Here is an 18,714-nt window from a genome sequence, read left to right as displayed (position 1 = left end):
TGCAGCGTTCGCAGATAACCCGCGTTTAGTCACTGAGGGTCGCCAGAACCTCGCCATGACGGCTCAGCACGATTGACTGTCTTGAACCCGACGGAGACTGAGTATCGTCGGAGGGCTGCCTCATCCACCAGGCACCAGGATAATCGTCACGAATATGCCGGGAATTCAGGCGGATTTCCGTGCCGGGCGGATAAGGATATTTCCCGACCATTTTTTCTTCAGAAAGCCTCGCTCTCCGGATTTCGTAAAGGTTTCGCTCGCCATCAAGCGCAAGTGTCACGTCCTGAAGATCGAAATCGTCGATACGGACGACCCGGCCTTCCGGCGTATCGAGAACCCATCTGTCCGAATCCACAAAACCATCGGTATAGACATTGCCGGTGGAGGAACGAAGCGACGTGCCTTTCGGCAAACGGATACCATCAACGACATTGCCATCGGCAAGAACGCATGTGCTGAAAGCGGATATGCCGCCATCGGACTTCAGGTCGAATTGTACAGGCTGTGTCGCGTCACAGCGCCAGCCACTCTGGCTGGTCACGCCGTTGCCGATTATCCGCATATTGTCGGGCGTAAAGCCGATCGTCTCGTAGTTCTCGTTGGTTTTGATCGAAATATAACGGGTAATCTCCACGGCATCGATATCCGCAACGGACACGGGATGCGGAAAAAGGGCGCGATTGAAGGATTCCGGTGTGTTGGCGACCGCCAGTTCCAATTTCGTGCCCTTGGGCATATCGATCTGGCCAAGGCGTGCCGGCGCCGATAGCTCCGGCCGATAGCTTGCCGCCCTCTCGTTTTCATAGGCATTCATCTGGAGATAAAAATCGCCGATCTGCCACAAGGTGAAGAGAGCGACAGTGGTTACCAGCCCATAGGGCAGGATCAACGGGCGCTTCCAGCGTCCTGCAGCATATCGAACGAGAAGACTTAAGGTCCAGACGACCCAGACGAAGGTCGTGGCGAGAAGGAAGGCGAGGAGAAGCAAAGCTTCTACAGATGGGAGTGCAACAGGGATCATAAAAACCAGCGGCCTTGGGCGGATCGTCCTGATCCTGAAGAGACGCTGGAGCTTTAGCCCCAAGCGATCGTCTGTTCAACTCGCCCATGACGGCTGGGACGGCAATCCGCCCATAGCGATGACTGCCTGGACCGGGCGATGGCGGATGCGACCGCCCGGCCAAAATATTTTCGCAAATCAGCCACCAAGGACGAAGCGGGAGAATGCCAGCGAATTGCGGGCATCCTCGTCCATTTTCGCGATGTCGGCGCCTTCACTGAGGTCACGCCAGACCTTGATATCCGAGCCGATGGTGCCACCGGTCTTCACGAACGGCTCCATGATGACCGCGCCGGTGTAATTGATTTCACGCAGCGCAAGGCCGATTTCGTGCCACGGCATTCTGCCCTTGCCCGGCACGCGGCGATTGCTCTCGCCGGTATGGAAATGCCCGAGCAGTGGGCCGGCGGTGCGGATGGCCTCGCCGAAACTGTCTTCCTCGATGTTCATGTGGAACGTATCCAGCATGACTTTCACATTGTTCTTGCCGACATCCTTCACGAAAGCGACGCCTTCGGCCGCCGTGTTGAGGACGTGGTTTTCAAAGCGGTTGAGGACTTCGATGCACAGGTTGATACCGAGATCATTGGCGAAATCGGCTATGCCGTTGATGCCCTCGACGCCGCGCGCATAATCACCTGCCTTGTCGACGGGCTGCGAATAATCGATCGGCCAATAGGAATGCAACGCGCCGCCAATGGTGTGAATGTCAAGCTTGGCAACATTGGAAAGGGTGCGTTCGAAGAATGCCTTGCCGGCAGCACGCACCGAAGCATCCTCTGACGAAAGGTTCTTCGTTTTCGACGGACCGATGCCGGCGGTGAGAATGATGCCGTTATCCCTAGCGCTCTGCCTGATGGTCGCAAGTTCGGCGTCACTATATTCGTTGATATGATGCGCAGCGACTTCGATGATATCGAAACCAAGCTTGGCGACCTTTTCGATATAGGGGCCAAACTTGGCGCTCCACTCATGTTCCCAGTAGGAATAATAGATGCCGTGTTTCATGGTGTCTCTTTCGCTTTTCTGTTTCGCTTGACTTTGGACAGGGAGGCGCAATCGTTCCGGCGGGCTCAGAACCCGGCGCTTTTTCCCGGATTTCTGACGCGGAGATCGGGCTCCGCGCTTGTGGAGATAATGAAGCGGCCATTGGGGAGATCGTTCTCCTCCACCTTCCTCATGATCTCATCTTCGCCGAGGCCGAAGCTCAGCCAGCGGTCTCGCAGACGCGCACGCAGATCGTCCTCGTCGACATCGACGAAGACAGTGAGATCGAAGATCGGTTTGAGACGATCCCATGGTGACTGGCTGGCGAGGAGATAATTGCCTTCGCAGACGATGATATCGACGGATTGCGGGATAAGACGGCCGCCGGCGCGGGCGATCTCGATCGCGCGATCAAAGACCGGAACCGCAACGACATCATCCTCATTGTCTTTCAGACGCTTCAGCATATGGCGCAGTCCGTGAGCGTCGAAGGTATCGATGGCGCCTTTGAAGGGCCGGCGGTTCATCTCCTCAAGCACCGCATCGTCATAGTGAAAACCGTCCATCGGAAACAGCGCGGCGGACACGCCTTCGCCCGCGTTCAACGCATCGACCACACACTCGGCGATGGTTGATTTTCCCGAGCCGGGGGCACCGGCAATCGCGATCATGACGCGCCGACCATTCGAGCCGGCAAAACGCTCCAGCGTTAGGCCTGCAATTTCACCGGAAATATCATCAATTTTACTCAAGGTGTTCCTCGCCTCGAAGAGTGATTATCGGCTACTGGAAAATCCGGTACTGATTTGCCTTGTCGCGTAGAAAGGCCAGTCCCTTTGCGAGGGACTCTTCGGCGCTGGCCGCGACGGGCCGCCACGTCGAAATCGCGCCCGCCATCTCTTCCGGCATCGCGGCAAAGCCCTCAAGTGCAAGGACGCCATTGAACCTTATGGCTGCGAGAGCCGAAAACACCTCGTCCCAGGCGACGTTGCCGAAACCCGGCGTACCGCGGTCGCTTTCCGACATATGCATGTATTTCAAGTGATTGCGGGCAGTGATGATGCCGTTGGCGATGCCCTTTTCCTCCATGTTCATATGGAAGGTATCGAGATGGATAAAAACGTTGTCGGCACCCATACGCTCCACCAGCGCTACCGCCTGTTCGGCGGAATTGAGCAGATGGCTTTCATAGCGGTTGACGGTCTCGATGCCGAATTGCAGGCCGAGTGTTTTCGCGTGGCGCGCAGCCGCGGAAAGCGCCCTCGTCAGATTGTCATATTCGCCCTGCGTCGGCGGAAAACCGGTCCGCTCATTGGTGCCGCCATAGGTGACGCCTGTCAGCGCCTTCGCCCCCATCGCGGCGGCCTTGTCGAGTGCCGCCTTGAGATGTTCGACGGCGGCTTCGGGACGAACCGACGCCCAGGCCGGCTCCGGAAGCACGAGCGAACAGACCGCGCTGCGATCATGCCGTTCCAGCAGGATGCGCGTATGTTCCGCATCAACTGAGGCGATATCGACAAGCGGAATTTCGATGAAATCCTGTCCATAAGCAGCGGCACCGGCTATGGCGCGGGCGGCGTTTTCGTGGCCCCATTTCAGAGACCACATCATTGCGTGAACACCGAAGCCTTTCACGTCATACCTTCTTTCTGAGAGATGCGAAGTAACTCGAAAACAGGCCGCGCGCCGCCATGACGACGATCATCAGCACCCCCCAGAGGGCCGTGGCGAGATGCTGGTTGGCGCCGAGAAGATTAAGGCCGGACGACAGGAGCTGCAGGACGATGAGCGCGACAAAAACGGGAAGCACACGACCGAAACCGCCAAAGGGATTGATACCGCCGAGAAAGGCCGCGAGCACCGTGATCAGCAGATAGGACTCCCCGTGACCGACACGCACGGAGTTGAAACGGGCGAGCATGATGATGCCGGCGACCGCACACATAAGACCCGAGAGCGTGTAGACGAGCACCTGTATCCTGCGCGTATTGAGGCCGGAATAACGCGCGGCTTCGATGTTCGAGCCGATCATCAACAGGCCGAAGCCGAGTTTGGTGCGCGTCAACAGCACATGCCAGAGGCCGACGCAGACGATGAAAATCAGAAGCGGGATCGGCAGGCCGCCAATCGTGCCGTGACCGAGCGGCGCCATATAGGCCGGAAAACCGGAGACATCGCCACCGCGCGTCAGAAATTCGCCTAGGCCGCGCAAAAAGATCATCATCGACAGCGTCACGAGAATGGGATGTGCCCGGGTGTAGGCGATCGCCGCTCCCGTCATCGCTCCGGCAGCCCCGCCGGTGATAAGTGCGGCAATGCAGGCAAACAGGAATGCACTCGGCGGCGCATCCACCCCGCCATGGGCCTGCAGCACCCAGGCTGCCGCAAGCCCCGACAGATTGGCAGCAAAGGTGACGGAAAGATTGATCCCACCCGTCAGCAGCGGCAGCAGCATTGCCAGCGTGAGCAAACCAAGCTCAGGCAACTGAAAGGCAACCGATCCGAAAGTCGCAAGCGACAGGTAGTTGTCCGCAAAGATACCGAAAATGAGCATGACGGCGATGAAGGCAATCACCGGGCCCGCCATGTCGGCCCCGAAGATCGCATTGAATTTCCTGACGAGGCTGCTCATCGCTGGGCGCTCCCCTTTTTCGTGGATGTGCGAAGCGCACTCGGCAAAAGCTTGTCGAACCGGGTGGAAGAGAGCGTGATGGCGATGAGAATGATGGCACCGACGATCATCTTGAAGGCAAAGGGTGACACGCCCATCAGGTTGAGACCGTTCTGGGTGATCGACACCATAAGCACGCCGAGGACGCAGCCGATGACAGAGCCTTTGCCGCCGCCAAGCCGCGCGCCGCCGAGGACCGTTGCTGCAAGTACATCCAGCTCGCGGCCATAAAGCGCGTTGGGCACCACTTCCTGCGCATAATGCGCCTGCATGAGACCCGCAATGCCGGCCATCAGGCCGAGCCAGCCGAAGGAAATGTAATGCATGGCGCCGATATTGATGCCGAAGCGGCGAGCCCCCTCAGGATTGTCACCAAACGCATAAAGCTTGCGACCGACCGTGGTGCGCGAGATCATGAACCAGGTGGCGATGCAGCAGAGGATCATCACCACGACGGGCAGCGTCAGTTCCACCCAGGAACCATCCGGCATTTCACGCTCGTAAAAGACCACGCGCGTCGAGAGCCATTCCGGCAGATCGTAAATCGACACGCCCTTGGTGAAGAACATCAACAGCCCGAAGAAGATGTTGAAGGTGGAGATGGTCGCAACGATGGAAATGATGTTGAGCCGCCAGACGAGGAAGGCGTTGACGAAGCCGAGACCAAGGCCAACGGCACCGGCAATAATGAAACCCTCCGCCCAATTGCCACCGCCGAGCGCCATGAGCGCTAGAACCGTGACATATTGAACGACGGAAGCGGCGACCGCGAAGGAAATGTCGATGCCGCCGGAGATCAGCACAACGAGCAGGCCGACCGCAAAGATGATGTTGACCGCCGAGACATTCAGCACATCGAAAGCGTTCGAAATGGTGAGGAACCGATCAGTGGCGAAAGAAAGCCCCGTGCAGAGCAGGACCATGACCACAAGCAGCGTGAATTCGGTCGTATGTCCGAGAATGAGCCTACGCATAGATGGCGGACTCCAGTTCGCTCAGGGACAGGCGTCGCGGATCATAGGTCGCCTGGAACCGACCTTCGACCATGTGGATGACCCTGTCTGTGTTGAAATAGACTTCCGGCGGCTCGTCGGAGATGACGATGATCGACAGCCCTTCTGCGGCAAGCTTGCGGACGATCTCGAAAATGCCGGCGCGGGCGCCGACATCGACGCCCACGGTCGGCGCATCGAGGATGAGAATCTTCGGACCGATCGCGAGCCACTTGGCAATTGCCACACGCTGCTGGTTTCCGCCTGAAAGGGTACGGATCGGGTCTTCCGGCTGGCCGATCTTGACGCCGAGTGCTGAAATCCAGCGGGAAACGACATCCGCCTTTTTAGAGGGCGAGATGAGGCCACCGCTCAACAGCCGGTCGAGCGAGGCCATGACGAGATTGTCGGCAATCGACTGTGGCTGGTTTAGACCAAGCGAAAGCCGGTCTTCGGAAAGATAGGCGACGCCTGCCCGGATCGCATCCCGGTTGGAATGAAAATCCATTTTCTTTCCATCGATCACGATTTCCCCCGATTGCGGCCGATGCATGCCGAACAGCGTCAAAGCCAGTTCCGTGCGGCCGGCTCCCAAGAGGCCGGTTATGCCAAGCGTTTCGCCCCGCCGCAGATCGAACGAAACATCCTCGAACTCGCCGACGCGGGCCAACCCGCGCACGGACAGAACCACAGGCTTGTCATCGTGATCGGCGGCGATCACGGCGCTATCGAAATTGCGGCCGGTCATCAGCTCGGTCACCCGTGACTGGGTCATGCCTTCGACGGGGAAAACGCCGACAAGCGACCCATCCCGCAGCACGGTTATGCGATCCGAAATCTCGAGCACTTCCGCAAGGCGATGCGAGACGAAGACAACCGCGACACCCGAGGCCGACAGGTTGCGGACGATATCGATCAGATAATCAGTCTCGGACTGCGTGAGCGACGCGGTCGGTTCATCCATGAAAACAAGCCGTGCCTCACCAACCAGAGCGCGGGCAATCGCCACGATCTGACGCTGGGCAATCGGCAATTCCTTGAGCGGCCTGTCGAGATCGATTGAGACGCCGAGCCGCGCCAGCGCCTTTTCAGCGGCAGTTTCGATGGCTCGTTTATCGACAAGCCCATATTTTCCATTTACCGCGTATTGGAAACCGATGTTTTCGGCTACCGTCATTTCATCAAACAGCGCCAGATCCTGCCAGATCACCTGAATGCCCAGCGATTGCGCAAGTGTGGGGGTCATCGCGGTGATCGGCTTGCCATCGAAATAGAGTTCGGCGTCGCTTTCGGGCGTATAGACACCCGTAATGACTTTGATCAGCGTGCTCTTGCCACAGCCGTTTTCGCCGGCAAGGCAATGCACTTCACCCGGATTGACCTCGAAGGAAACACCCTTCAGGGCGCGCACGCCACCGAAGGTGACTTTGACGTTTTTAAGGGACAGGAGCGGTTCTGCGCTCATGATAGCGTATCTCTCCTTTCGCCGCGAAAGCATCGCAGACGTGGCGCTCGGCATACATTTTCGGATAGACGTCGCGCGGGCAGTTCCCGCGCGACGCCTTCGGCCTCGGGGAGGATCAGAGGCCCATGGAAACGAGCTTGTCGATGCTTTCCTTGTCGATCTTCAAAAGCTGGTCGACAACGATGGTGTTACCCTCAGGATTGATCGCGCCGAGACCTTCAATATTGTCTCCGGCCTTGGGTGTCTCACCCTTGGCAATACGGTCCGCGAGCGTGATGAAGACTTCACCGGCCTGCTTGGGGTTCCACATGAAGCCGCCCGTCAAAGCGCCCGACTTGATGAGCTTGGCACCCTGTCCCGGCGAGAACGGGCCGATGACGAAGACCTTGCCATCCTTGCGGCGCTCTTCAACCGCGCGTCCCGCACCGATCGGCCCCTGCGAGCCGAAGGCCAGAAAGCCCTTGAGGTCGGCATTGGCGGACATCAGGTCAAGTGCCGTTGAACGGCTCTTGTCGAGGTCTTCAGCGACGCCGTAGCGATCACCAACCAGCTTCATGTCAGGGTAGTTCGCCTTGATATAGGCGATGGCGGCATCGGCCCAGGCATTGTGAAGCGGAACGGTGAGAGAACCGACGAAGACGGCATAGGAGCCCTTGCCGCCCATCTTTTCCGCCAGCAGTTTGCCATGCGCTTCACCAAAGCCCTTGGCGGAGGCGAGTTCGAAATCCCAGTCGGCACCGAGCTGCTTCGGGGATTCATGGGTGATGACCTTGATGCCGGCGGCCTGGGCCTTTTTCAGCACGGGCTCCAGCACCTTGGCATCATTCGGCACCACGCCGATAAAATCGACCTTCTGGGCGATCAGGTCTTCGATGGCGCGAACCTGCAGGGCCGGATCGGCACTGGTGGGGCCAACCATGAAACCATCAACGCCGAGCTTCTTGCTCTGCTCCTTGATGCCGGCCTCCATGGCGTTGAACCACGGAATGCCGCCGATCTTGACGACGACGCCAACCTTCGGCCCTTCGGCGAAGGCCGTGGATGAAAGCAGTGCAAGCGACAGGCCGACCGCCGCAGCAAGAATTTTCTTCATTGAAATTCCTCCTCAAAAATTCGGCAAATGAAATCCGCCCGCAGCCCGTTTTTCCCGGACGCGTTCAAAATCTCTCATCTCGATTATTCGAGACTCTCCCTTGCCACTCCCATAGCAACCACCATGCACAATCGATATTGCTAATTTGCACAATCGATGGTGCAATAACCATATCATGAAGCGCCCTTCCGTCAAGAGGATGCGTGCTCTAATAATCGGAATCAGTTGGGGAGATAACAGTGCCGGGCATAAGTTCGAAAAAAGCCACCATTTATGACTTGTCGATATTGTCGGGCGCTTCCGCGTCAACGGTCAGTGCTGTGTTGAACGGATCGTGGCGCAAGCGGCGGATTTCAGAAGAAACCGCAGAAAAGATACTCTCCCTCGCCAAGGCCCAGCGCTACACCACCAACCTGCAGGCGCGAGGCCTTAGAAGTTCGAAATCCGGCCTCGTCGGGCTTTTGGTGCCGGTCTATGACAACCGGTTCTTTTCATCGATGGCGCAAACCTTCGAGGGGCAGGCCCGCAAACGCGGCCTGTCGCCCATGGTCGTCTCCGGGCGGCGCGACCCCGAGGAAGAGCGACGCACCGTCGAAACCCTGATCGCCTATTCCATTGACGCTCTCTTCATCGCCGGCGTGACCGACCCCGATGGCGTTCACCAGGTCTGCGCGCGCGCGGCCCTTCCGCATGTAAACATCGACCTGCCAGGCAAATTTGCATCCTCCGTCATTTCCGACAACCGGCATGGCGCGGAAATGCTGACAGGGGCAATCCTTGCTCACGCGGCAAAAGGCGGCCCTCTCGGCCCTGAGGATGTCATCCTGTTCGGCGGCCATGACGATCATGCCAGCCGCGAGCGTATCGACGGCTTTCATGCCGCGAAAGCAGATTATTTCGGCGTTGAGAGCGCTGACGACATCGAGATCACCGGTTATTCGCCGCACATGACGGAACTGGCTTTCGAACGTTTCTTCGCCCGCAGGGGCCACCTTCCGCGCTGTTTCTTCGTCAATTCCTCGATCAATTTCGAGGGGCTGCTGCGTTTCATGGGGCGCCATGACGGCGAGGTCTTCGGCGACATCGTCGTCGGCTGCTTCGACTACGATCCTTTCGCGTCATTCCTTCCCTTCCCGGTCTATATGATCAAGCCCGACATCGCGCAGATGCTCGAAAAAGGCTTCGACCTGCTGGAGGAGAACCGTACTGAGCCCGAAGTTTCCATCATCGAACCACAGCTCATTCCCCCACGAACCGCACTCAAGGGGCCGCTGGACGACATATGGGATCCGGTTGCATTGCGGCACATCGCGAAGTGAAATGCCGTCTCTCAGGTCAGAGGCTTATTGTCACGGATCGATATGTCTCAGGCTGAACCAGGCTCGGCTGCATATTGCTCGAACTCCTCAAGAGGGGTCGGTCGCGCAAAAAAATAGCCTTGAAAAAGCTCGCAGCCATAGGACAGCATCATGCGCAACTCCGCCTCTGTCTCCACGCCTTCGGCGAGGACCTCCAGAGAGAGGTCGTGTCCCATCCGCACGATGTTCTTGGTGATTGCCGAAAGACGCCCGCTTTCGCTCACGCCCTTTACGAAGCTGCGATCAATCTTGAGCTGTTTCAATGGCAATTGACGGAGATAGCTTAAAGACGAATAACCGGTTCCGAAATCATCCAGCGAGATCGTAAATCCAGCACGGTGCAGGAGCTTCATCTTGGCAATGGCAGCTTCGATATCTGAAAGAAAAACACTTTCAGTCAGTTCCAGCTTAAGCAGCCGCGATTCAACGTCGTGGGAGGAGACGGCTTCGAGAAGCTGAGCGGAAAATTCACCATCCAGGAAATGGTCAGCGGTAACGTTGACCGATAAGGTGAGATGACGGGTTGAGGCATTTTCCTGCCACCTTGCCAGCGTCCTGCAAGCCTCCACGATCACCCATGCACCGATCGTCGGCATAAAACCGGTGCGTTGCGCAAGCGGAATGAACTCCGCTGGCGATATATAACCCCTTTTCGGATGGTTCCACCGCAAAAGGGCTTCCGCCCCGACCAGGGAACCATCGGAACGCACCTGCGCCTGATAAAAAAGCTCAAACTGCCCGTTGGAAAGCGCAGACCGCAGCTCCAACGCATTTTTCGTCTGGCTGCGAAACTGCGCTTGCATGGCCGCAACGCCTCCGCACAGCATGCCCGTTGCAAAGATGCCGTTGAACCATGCGCTGACGCTTCGCACATCCTGCGATAGCGGACTACTGAACGGCAAGCTTGTAGCGGACGCACAGAGAAAAACGAAAGCCATAAGGCCGGCTGAAATGACCAAAAATTGTAGTAACGATTGCTGGCGTTGAAAATTCATGTAGCCGACGAAGACGATGACAAGCAGATAGAGGTGCGTCGTTCTCGGCACCACAGCGTCCTGCACGTCGATAAAAAGCGAATACCAGCAGACAAACACGGTGCAGGCGATCTGCGCGAGGATAAGACCGCACGAAAAATGGCCCTTCAGGCAAATCAACCAGCACGGAATGACCGCCACGCCAAGCACAAGAAGGCTGATCGCGATATTCCACCGTTCCGTCAGAGCGAAGAACACGAACCAGCCCGTCGCTAGCGCGAGGCCGAGCCATGCTGCGATGCGGCACAGGAGAAGAAGGTGCTGCGAATATTCCTCTCGGTCTTTGTTTTTTTGAAACGGCATGCTGGCCTTGCTTTGGTGAAGAGCGGCGAACTCGCTCCATGCGGGAAACGCCGGAAGGAAGCTAGGCTGACAGACACGAACCTTCGACTTTTCAGGCAATGCGGTTAAACAAAGCCGAATCGAATGCGATAAGTTCTCATCAATACTCTTTGTCGTTGCAGAGCCCTTTGGTCTCCGGAAAGGAATCGTTCATCTCACGCGCAAAGCCGGTAGACCTCAACCACTCTTGAAGTCGTATCCCATGGCCTTGGCCATCTGCCAAAAAATCGCCGGAAGATTAGCCAGGTTTCATAAAACTGGTTATGATCGCTGAAAAATCACGGGAGGCGGCTGTCCAGAGCCGGTGGTTTATGGGTTTTTCGGATCACATCAAGGAAATCGAGACCGTCGGTCAGGGCAGAAATACCGGCCGGGATGCGGTGGTGCTGGAATCCTGGCGACGCTGCCTCGACACCTATCAGCTTGATCCGACCAAGGCGCGTGAAGCGGTCATTGTCTCCGAAACACGTCTTCGGGAGCATCGCCAGCAGGCGGAAGATCTCGTGCACATTGCCCGCTCCGGCCTGGAACGGCTTTACAGACAGGTGGCGGAGCAGAATTACGTCCTCCTCCTTTCGGATCGGCAGGGCGTGACGGTCGAGTTCCTGGGTGATCCCTCCTTCAACAACAATCTGCGCAAGGCTGGGCTTTACCTCGGCTCTGAATGGTCGGAACCACGCGCCGGAACCTGCGCCGTTGGTGCCTGCATCGCAACCGGTGAATCGCTCACCATCCACCAGACCGACCATTTCGATGTTACACATACGCCGCTCTCCTGCACCGCAGCCCCGATCTACGATACGCAGGGCGCACTTACCGCCGTGCTGGACATCTCGTTGCTCAGTTCGCCGATCCTGAAGACCAGCCAGAACATGGCTCGCCATCTGGTTTCTTCCACCGTGCGGAGAATCGAGCTTGCCAATCTGATGGCCAACAGCCGGCATGACCTCGTTCTGCGCTTTGCAGGTGCGCCGGAATTTCTTGATGTCGATCCTGAAGCCGCCCTGTCGGTCGACGGCTCCGGCCGGATCACGGGCATGACGCACGCCGCCGCCCGCCTTCTCGCCGCATCGCGGGGGCTTGACTGGCGCGCGCCCGAGCGTCTTCTCGGACAACGACTGGAGGAATTTTTCGAAGCCGATTTCGATGAGCTTGCCTCCCTCACCCGCTCCAGCCTCCCGCAGGACAGGCGCATCGTCGTCAGAGACGGGAGCGTGCTTTATGCACACGCGATCGAACCGCAACAGCGCAGGTCCACCGTTCGGTTTGCCCGCTCAAGGCCGCAGCCTGCGATCGAGAGGATCGGCGGTGACGGCCCCGCAGTTCGAAACCTCAGGCGGAAGGTGGAGAAACTTGCGCCCGCAAGACTGCCGATCCTGCTGCAGGGCCAGACCGGCACCGGCAAGGAACACCTCGCCCGCATCATCCACGATGTCAGCGGTGCTTCCGGCCGCTTCGTCGCCGTCAATTGCGCTGCCATTCCCGAACAGCTGATCGAAAGTGAACTGTTCGGCTATCTGCCGGGAGCCTTTACCGGCGCTCTGGCGAAAGGGCGCAAGGGGCTGGTGGAAGAGGCGCAGGGCGGAACGCTTTTCCTCGACGAAATCGGCGATATGCCGTTTGCGGCGCAGAGCCGGCTTTTGCGCGTTCTGGCGGAGGGGGAAATCCTGCCCGTTGGTGGTTCCACGCCGCAGAAGGTGGATTTCAGAGTGATCTCTGCATCTCACCGTCCCTTAAGCGACATGGTGCGCGCCGGTACATTCCGCGAAGATCTCTATTACCGGCTGAACGCGGCGGTCCTGACTCTGCCGGCACTTAACGAGCGCGACGATTTTCCTTGGCTTCTCGACAGGATACTCGAAAAACACGGCCTGCCCGGTCGGCCGCTGACGCTCTCCAACGCCGCCCGCTTGGCGATCCTGCACCACAACTGGCCAGGCAATATCCGCGAGCTGGACAATGCGATCGCCTTTGCGGCAGCCCTCTGCGACGACGGGCTGATTACGGCGGAAGACCTTCCGGAGCATCTTACCACAGTATCCTCCGCCGCCATGGTCGATAGCCGCGGCACTGATCTCCGCGCATTGCTGGCCGCCTGCAACGGCAATATTTCAGAGGCAGCCCGGCGGCTCGGTGTCGATCGCACGACCCTCCACCGCCGCATGCGGCGCCTTGGCATCGGAAAACCTCACTGAAGGTGAGGCGTAAGCCACAGCTGTAGCGCCACAGCTGTGGCAGTTGCGAAACAGGCCTTTGCGTAAAACTCAGCGATTTCAGGCCTTCCGTGGAGAGGATGCTGCTGGCATGGGCATTGCACCTTCTCTAGCATCAAGTGCCACCGAGGAGAAAACATGCGCGCGCTCAGATTTCACGCAGCCAAGGATTTGCGGATCGAAGACATTCCCGAACCGAAACGGCCGGGACCGGGACAGGTCCTCGTCCGCAACCGTTTCGTCGGTATCTGCGGCACCGACCTGCATGAATATAGCTACGGCCCGATCTTCATTCCTACCGAACCGCATCCATTTACCGGTGCCCATGGCCCGCAGATCCTGGGCCATGAGTTCGGTGGCGTCGTTGAGGCGATCGGCGAAGGTGTGACCTCTGTCAGCGTCGGTGACCGCGTCTCCATTCAACCGCTCGTCATGCCGCGATCCGGCGATTATTTTGCCGACCGTGGCCTTTTTCATCTCAGCACGCAGCTGGCACTTGTTGGCCTCAGCTGGGATGGCGGCGGCATGGCGGAGGCCGCATTGGTAAACGAATATAACGTCCAGAGAATTCCGGACGAAATGACCGACGAAGAGGCAGCACTGGTGGAACCATCGGCCGTTGCCGTTTATGCCTGTGATCGCGGTGGCGTTACCGCCGGCAACAGTGTTCTGGTAACCGGCGCCGGTCCGATCGGCATGTTGACGCTTCTCGCGGCCCGCGCAGCCGGCGCTGCCCAACTTTTCGTCTCTGATCTGAATGATGCCCGCCTTGAGCTCGCGCGGAGCGTCATCCCCGATGTCATCACCATCAATCCAAAGCGCGACAGTGTCGGTGATGTCGTTCGCTCGGCAACCGAGGGACAGGTCGGCTGCGACGTGGCGATTGAATGCGTGGGCAATGAACATGCGCTCAAGGCCTGCGTTGACGCCGTGCGCAAGCAGGGTGTCGTCGTCCAGACGGGGCTGCACCCGCGTGAAAACCCGATCGACTGGTTCCAGGTGACGTTCCGCGATCTGGAAATCAAGGGCTCGTGGGCCTATCCGACCCATTACTGGCCGCGCGTCATCCGGCTCATTGCCTCCGGCCTGCTGCCGGCGACGAAGATCGTTACCAAACGCATCACGCTGGATACGGCCGTAACCGAAGGCTTCGATGCCCTGCTGGATCCGGCAGGCACGCATCTGAAGATCCTGATCGATCTTTCGAAATAGGCCCTCCGCCTGCGCATGCCGGGAAGAGGAGCCCGGTGTGCGCAGCCGATTGCCTGCCGGAGCGGCGACACCGCCGCTCCACCATCAGACCAAGCACCATGGAGGAGATGAATATGCTTGATGTCAGTCCCGCCACCAAAATCGACACCGTTCTTTCAAAGCTCGGAAAGGCGCTTGAAGCCGGCGACATAGACGCCGCCGTCAACCTGTTCCAGGCCGATTGCTACTGGCGCGATCTCGTGACCTTCACCTGGAACCTGAAGACGCTGGAGGGCCGCGAACAAATCCGCGACATGCTGACCACCCAGCTTGCGGCGATCAAACCCACAGGCTTCGTGCAGGATGTGAAGGAGCAGGCTTCGGACGGTGGTGGCATCACCGAAGGCTGGTTCGAGTTCGAGACCGGGGTCGCCCGCGGTTACGGCCATATCCGCCTGAAGGACGGGCTGATCTGGACCCTGCTCACCACCATGAGCGAACTGAAGGGTCACGAGGAGCCAAAGGGCATCCGCCGGCCCATGGGCGCCGAGCACGGCCACGACCGCAACCGCCGGACCTGGAAGGAAAAGCGCGAGACTGAGGCCGCCGAACTCGGCTACTCCGAGCAGCCCTATGTCGTCATCATCGGCGGCGGACAGGGCGGCATCGCGCTTGGCGCGCGCCTTCGCCAACTCGGCGTGCCGACGATCATCATCGAAAAGAACGAGCGGCCTGGCGACAGCTGGCGCAAGCGCTACAAATCGCTCTGCCTGCACGATCCGGTCTGGTACGACCACCTGCCCTATATCCCCTTCCCGGAAAACTGGCCAGTCTTCACACCGAAAGACAAGGTGGGCGACTGGCTGGAAATGTACACAAAAGTCATGGAGCTGAATTACTGGGGCTCGACCACCTGCAAATCGGCGCGATATGACGAAGCGACGGGCGAATGGACGGTGATTGTTGATCGCGCCGGAAAGGAGGTCGTGCTGCGGCCGAAACAGTTGGTGCTGGCGACCGGCATGTCCGGCAAGGCCAATGTGCCGAAATTCCCCGGTCAGGACGTCTTCAAGGGCGAACAGCAACATTCCTCGCAGCATCCGGGTCCGGACGCCTACGCGGGCAAAAAGGTCGTGGTGATCGGCTCCAACAACTCGGCGCACGATATCTGCGCAGCGCTTTGGGAAGCGGGCGCTGATGTCACCATGCTGCAGCGCTCTTCCACCCATATCGTCAAGTCGGACTCGCTAATGGAGATCGGCCTTGGCGATCTCTATTCCGAGCGCGCGGTTGCGAACGGCATGACCACGCGTAAGGCCGACCTCATCTTCGCGTCCCTGCCCTACAGGATCATGCATGAATTCCAGGTTCCGATTTACAACCGCATTCGCGAACGGGATGCCGATTTCTACGCGGCGTTGGAAAAGGCCGGCTTCATGCTCGATTTCGGCGATGACGCATCCGGTCTTTTCATGAAATATCTTCGCCGCGGCTCGGGTTATTACATCGATGTCGGCGCCTGCGATCTCGTGATCGACGGCTCGATCAAGCTGAAATCCGGCGTGGACGTCTCACATCTCACCGAAAGCAACGTGGTACTGAAGGACGGCACGGAGCTGCCCGCCGATCTCGTTGTCTATGCCACCGGTTATGGCTCGATGAATGGCTGGGCAGCGGATCTCATTTCGCGCGAAGTAGCGGACAAGGTCGGCAAATGCTGGGGCCTCGGCTCCGACACGACCAAGGATCCCGGCCCATGGGAAGGAGAACAACGAAACATGTGGAAGCCGACCCGGCAGCAAGCCCTGTGGTTCCACGGTGGCAACCTGCATCAGTCGCGCCATTATTCGCAATATCTGTCGCTCCAGCTCAAGGCCAGACAGGCGGGCCTCGAAACACCCGTCTACGGGCTGCAAAAGCCGCATCATCTGTCCTGAGCGTGGTCCGCGCCGCCGGCCAAACCGGCCGCATTCTGGGCTGACACGAACTGAAACGCAGAACACCGGAGATCAGAGCCGAAATCCTGATCCCCGGTGTCCGTGTCTGAAACGATGCCTTCAGCTCCCTACCGAATGGAAGGGCTGAAAGCGGGTGAGGATCAGAACTCTTCCCAGTTGTCCGCTGCGGTATTCAGTGCGGCGTTGCCGGAAAACGCAGCCCTGATCCTTCCACCGAGGGCGCGGGCGGGCGAAGCAGCTGGCCTGTCAGCTGCCGATGCCGTGCGCATGGGTGCTGCGGTTTCCGCATAACCGGCTTCAGACAGCTTGAACTGCGCAATCAGCCGGTTGAGTGACGATGCCTCGCGGGCGAGGCCGTGGCTTGCCGCCGTACTTTCTTCCACCATGGCGGCGTTCTTCTGGGTATCCTGATCCATCTGGTTCACAGCCGTATTGATCTGCTGCAGGCCGGAGGATTGCTCCTGCGCCGATTCCGAAATGGCGGCAACGTGCCGGTTGATTTCCTGCACCTCCGTGACAATCAGTTCCAGCGCCTTGCCGGTTTCGCCAACCAGCTGCACGCCCTGCTGAACCTGCCCGTTCGACGTGTTGATCAGGTTTTTGATCTCCTTGGCGGCATTGGCGGAACGCTGCGCCAGTTCGCGTACTTCCTGCGCGACAACGGCAAAACCTTTGCCCGCCTCGCCCGCACGGGCCGCTTCCACACCGGCGTTCAGCGCCAGAAGGTTGGTCTGGAAAGCAATCTCGTCAATAACGCCGATAATGTTGGAAATCTCATTGGCCGAGGTCGCAATCTGCTCCATCGCGGAGACCGCCTTCTGAACCACTTCTCCGGATTTTTCCGCACCGATTTTCGCGCGGCCAACGAGATGGCCCGCTTCCTGCGCCCGCTTGGTGGAATCCTTCACCGTCGTGGTGATCTCTTCCAGAGCCGCCGCCGTTTGTTCGACTGCTGCAGCCTGCTGCTCCGTGCGTCTGGCAAGATCGTCCGCGGCGGATCTGATTTCGTTGGCGCCGGCATCGATGCCGCGTGCATTCTGCGCCACCTGGGTCAGCGTCGATTGCAGCTGTTCCGCAGCCCTGTTGAAATCGCCGCGAATACCGTCAAGGCTCGGCACGAAGGGCTGGGCGATGCGGTAGGTCACGTCACCTTCGGCGATCCTCGAAAGCGCCGTGGCGAGATTGCTGACCGCGAACTGAACATCGGCGGCCTCCTGCGCCTTCTGTTGTTCGCGCTCCATCCGATCCTTCTCGGACATGGAGCGGTTGGCTTCGGTTTCATTCTCAAGCCGCACGCGCGCGATGGCGTTTTCGCGGAACGCCTGCACGGTGGCGGCCATCTGGCCGACCTCATCCCTGCGGTCCTTGCCGTCAATCTCGCTTGCGGTATCGCCGGCGGCAAGTGATTCCATGCGGGCGCGAAGCCGGGCAATTGGTGTCGTAATGCCGCGCGATGAGATCAGCAGACCAAGCGCAATTACGGCGAGAGACACCAGCGCGAGGGTAATGAGACCCGTCCAGATCGTCGTGTTGGTGCTGGCCGTCAGACGCTCCCTGCCATCATTCATAACCTGGATGAGCTGCTCGTTGCCCGCACTGATCTTTGGCGAGACCTCGGTTATTTTCCTGAGCACGTTGAGTGCCATCTGCTGCGCTTCGGCCTGCTTTCCCGCCTGCATCAGGGTGATGACCTGGTTGCCGATCTCCTCAACCTCGACAATGCCCTTCAGGATGTCGCGGGCGGCTTCCGTGCGCGCCGGCACCAGCTCCATGATCTTGTTCTGGCGCTCTTCGAGCTGCTTGCGGTCCGCTCTGAATGTTTTGACCGCGGCTTCGAAATCGCTGCTGGCCGGGTCATTGAGGCTGGCGCGCAGCATCTGCATGCCGAGCGCATTGAGATTACCGCTGGTTCTGGCGTTCAGCACCGCAGCGAGGGCCTCATGGCCGATGAAATCGCTATAGACGGCGTCGGTACTTTTATATTGCAGGCTGACGTAGCTTATTCCGGAAAGCGACATCAGGCTCATCAACGAGATGACAAAAACGACCTTCGTTTTTATCTTGGTATTCTTCAGGAAAGACATGAATGGCCTCAAGGCAAGCGCTCTCCAGCCGCCCCTAAGGGCAGGCCGGGAACCAATAATGAAACATCGCGGGTAGCTGTTGCCCCTCCTCATAGGGCGACAAGCGGAGCGCCTTTTGAACTGCCGCCGAGGCGGGCAAGGTGGCTCTGCTTGTTCTACCGGCTCCGGACCAACCCTTGGAACCTGCGTATTTTAGATTTCACAAAAACACTGAATGAAGCGTTACCCGGGCCATGCAAGTGCTGACAATTCGGCAGGTAAACACC

At 58.8% G+C, this 18,714-nt stretch carries 14 protein-coding genes; 4 read left to right on the top strand and 10 right to left on the bottom strand.

Going from position 1 to position 18,714, the window contains the following annotated elements; all coding sequences use genetic code 11:
* Window positions 1-25 precede the first annotated feature (25 nt).
* From ACFVTJ_RS18745 to ACFVTJ_RS18710, 8 genes are all read right to left on the bottom strand, one after another.
* Complete coding sequence (locus ACFVTJ_RS18745; protein WP_386909948.1) at window positions 26-1,021, bottom strand: hypothetical protein; 996 nt, start codon at window positions 1,019-1,021, stop codon at window positions 26-28.
* Window positions 1,022-1,198: 177 nt separating this feature from the next.
* Window positions 1,199-2,068 (bottom strand): sugar phosphate isomerase/epimerase family protein, encoded by an 870-nt coding sequence (locus ACFVTJ_RS18740; protein ID WP_386909946.1) that lies wholly within the window; start codon window positions 2,066-2,068, stop codon window positions 1,199-1,201.
* Window positions 2,069-2,133: 65 nt separating this feature from the next.
* Window positions 2,134-2,799: a nucleoside triphosphate hydrolase gene (locus tag ACFVTJ_RS18735; protein ID WP_386909944.1), complete on the bottom strand. Its 666-nt coding sequence runs from the start codon at window positions 2,797-2,799 to the stop codon at window positions 2,134-2,136.
* A gap of 31 nt (window positions 2,800-2,830) precedes the next feature.
* A complete protein-coding gene (locus ACFVTJ_RS18730) occupies window positions 2,831-3,682 on the bottom strand; it encodes a sugar phosphate isomerase/epimerase family protein (RefSeq protein WP_386909942.1) in 852 nt (283 codons plus the stop codon).
* Between the two features lies 1 nt (window position 3,683).
* Window positions 3,684-4,679, bottom strand: coding sequence for an ABC transporter permease (locus tag ACFVTJ_RS18725; protein ID WP_386909940.1), 996 nt, complete (start codon window positions 4,677-4,679; stop codon window positions 3,684-3,686).
* On the bottom strand, window positions 4,676-5,692 hold the full coding sequence (locus tag ACFVTJ_RS18720) for an ABC transporter permease (protein ID WP_386909939.1): 1,017 nt from the start codon (window positions 5,690-5,692) through the stop codon (window positions 4,676-4,678). Before ACFVTJ_RS18720 ends, ACFVTJ_RS18725 begins: the two co-directional genes overlap by 4 nt.
* Window positions 5,685-7,175: a sugar ABC transporter ATP-binding protein gene (locus ACFVTJ_RS18715; RefSeq protein WP_386909937.1), complete on the bottom strand. Its 1,491-nt coding sequence runs from the start codon at window positions 7,173-7,175 to the stop codon at window positions 5,685-5,687. Before ACFVTJ_RS18715 ends, ACFVTJ_RS18720 begins: the two co-directional genes overlap by 8 nt.
* A gap of 115 nt (window positions 7,176-7,290) precedes the next feature.
* Window positions 7,291-8,268, bottom strand: a complete 978-nt coding sequence (locus tag ACFVTJ_RS18710) for a substrate-binding domain-containing protein (protein ID WP_386909935.1) — start codon at window positions 8,266-8,268, stop codon at window positions 7,291-7,293.
* A gap of 239 nt (window positions 8,269-8,507) precedes the next feature.
* Between ACFVTJ_RS18710 and ACFVTJ_RS18705 the strand changes: the two genes are divergently transcribed.
* A complete protein-coding gene (locus ACFVTJ_RS18705) occupies window positions 8,508-9,587 on the top strand; it encodes a substrate-binding domain-containing protein (RefSeq protein ID WP_386909934.1) in 1,080 nt (359 codons plus the stop codon).
* Window positions 9,588-9,634: 47 nt separating this feature from the next.
* Here ACFVTJ_RS18705 and ACFVTJ_RS18700 read toward each other — a convergent pair whose 3' ends face one another.
* On the bottom strand, window positions 9,635-11,062 hold the full coding sequence (locus ACFVTJ_RS18700; protein ID WP_386909932.1) for a putative bifunctional diguanylate cyclase/phosphodiesterase: 1,428 nt from the start codon (window positions 11,060-11,062) through the stop codon (window positions 9,635-9,637).
* Window positions 11,063-11,313: 251 nt separating this feature from the next.
* Between ACFVTJ_RS18700 and ACFVTJ_RS18695 the strand changes: the two genes are divergently transcribed.
* From ACFVTJ_RS18695 to ACFVTJ_RS18685, 3 genes are all read left to right on the top strand, one after another.
* Window positions 11,314-13,197, top strand: a complete 1,884-nt coding sequence (locus tag ACFVTJ_RS18695) for a sigma-54-dependent Fis family transcriptional regulator (protein WP_386909930.1) — start codon at window positions 11,314-11,316, stop codon at window positions 13,195-13,197.
* 156 nt (window positions 13,198-13,353) lie between these two features.
* The gene (locus ACFVTJ_RS18690; protein ID WP_386909928.1) at window positions 13,354-14,427 is read left to right on the top strand and encodes a 2,3-butanediol dehydrogenase; all 1,074 of its coding nucleotides are present in this window, start codon (window positions 13,354-13,356) and stop codon (window positions 14,425-14,427) included.
* Between the two features lie 113 nt (window positions 14,428-14,540).
* Complete coding sequence (locus tag ACFVTJ_RS18685) at window positions 14,541-16,343, top strand: NAD(P)/FAD-dependent oxidoreductase (RefSeq protein WP_386909926.1); 1,803 nt, start codon at window positions 14,541-14,543, stop codon at window positions 16,341-16,343.
* Between the two features lie 161 nt (window positions 16,344-16,504).
* Here the strand turns inward: ACFVTJ_RS18685 and ACFVTJ_RS18680 are convergent, their stop codons facing one another.
* Window positions 16,505-18,448, bottom strand: a complete 1,944-nt coding sequence (locus ACFVTJ_RS18680) for a methyl-accepting chemotaxis protein (RefSeq protein WP_386909925.1) — start codon at window positions 18,446-18,448, stop codon at window positions 16,505-16,507.
* Window positions 18,449-18,714: the final 266 nt, after the last annotated feature.

It is taken from the genome of Agrobacterium sp. NPDC058088, from assembly GCF_042885035.1.
GTDB lineage: Bacteria > Pseudomonadota > Alphaproteobacteria > Rhizobiales > Rhizobiaceae > Agrobacterium.
Note: the sequence above shows the minus strand (reverse complement) of the source record. Positions and strands in the feature narration are given on the sequence as shown.

Excerpts from the sequence above, each read along its gene's own strand:
- ACFVTJ_RS18745 (WP_386909948.1), bottom strand. The coding sequence starts at position 1,021 with ATGATCCCTGTTGCACTCCCATCTGTAGAAGCTTTGCTTCTCCTCGCC.
- ACFVTJ_RS18740 (WP_386909946.1), bottom strand. The coding sequence starts at position 2,068 with ATGAAACACGGCATCTATTATTCCTACTGGGAACATGAGTGGAGCGCC.
- ACFVTJ_RS18725 (WP_386909940.1), bottom strand. The coding sequence starts at position 4,679 with ATGAGCAGCCTCGTCAGGAAATTCAATGCGATCTTCGGGGCCGACATG.
- ACFVTJ_RS18720 (WP_386909939.1), bottom strand. The coding sequence starts at position 5,692 with ATGCGTAGGCTCATTCTCGGACATACGACCGAATTCACGCTGCTTGTG.
- ACFVTJ_RS18715 (WP_386909937.1), bottom strand. The coding sequence starts at position 7,175 with ATGAGCGCAGAACCGCTCCTGTCCCTTAAAAACGTCAAAGTCACCTTC.
- ACFVTJ_RS18710 (WP_386909935.1), bottom strand. The coding sequence starts at position 8,268 with ATGAAGAAAATTCTTGCTGCGGCGGTCGGCCTGTCGCTTGCACTGCTT.
- ACFVTJ_RS18695 (WP_386909930.1), top strand. The coding sequence starts at position 11,314 with ATGGGTTTTTCGGATCACATCAAGGAAATCGAGACCGTCGGTCAGGGC.
- ACFVTJ_RS18690 (WP_386909928.1), top strand. The coding sequence starts at position 13,354 with ATGCGCGCGCTCAGATTTCACGCAGCCAAGGATTTGCGGATCGAAGAC.
- ACFVTJ_RS18685 (WP_386909926.1), top strand. The coding sequence starts at position 14,541 with ATGCTTGATGTCAGTCCCGCCACCAAAATCGACACCGTTCTTTCAAAG.
- ACFVTJ_RS18680 (WP_386909925.1), bottom strand. The coding sequence starts at position 18,448 with ATGTCTTTCCTGAAGAATACCAAGATAAAAACGAAGGTCGTTTTTGTC.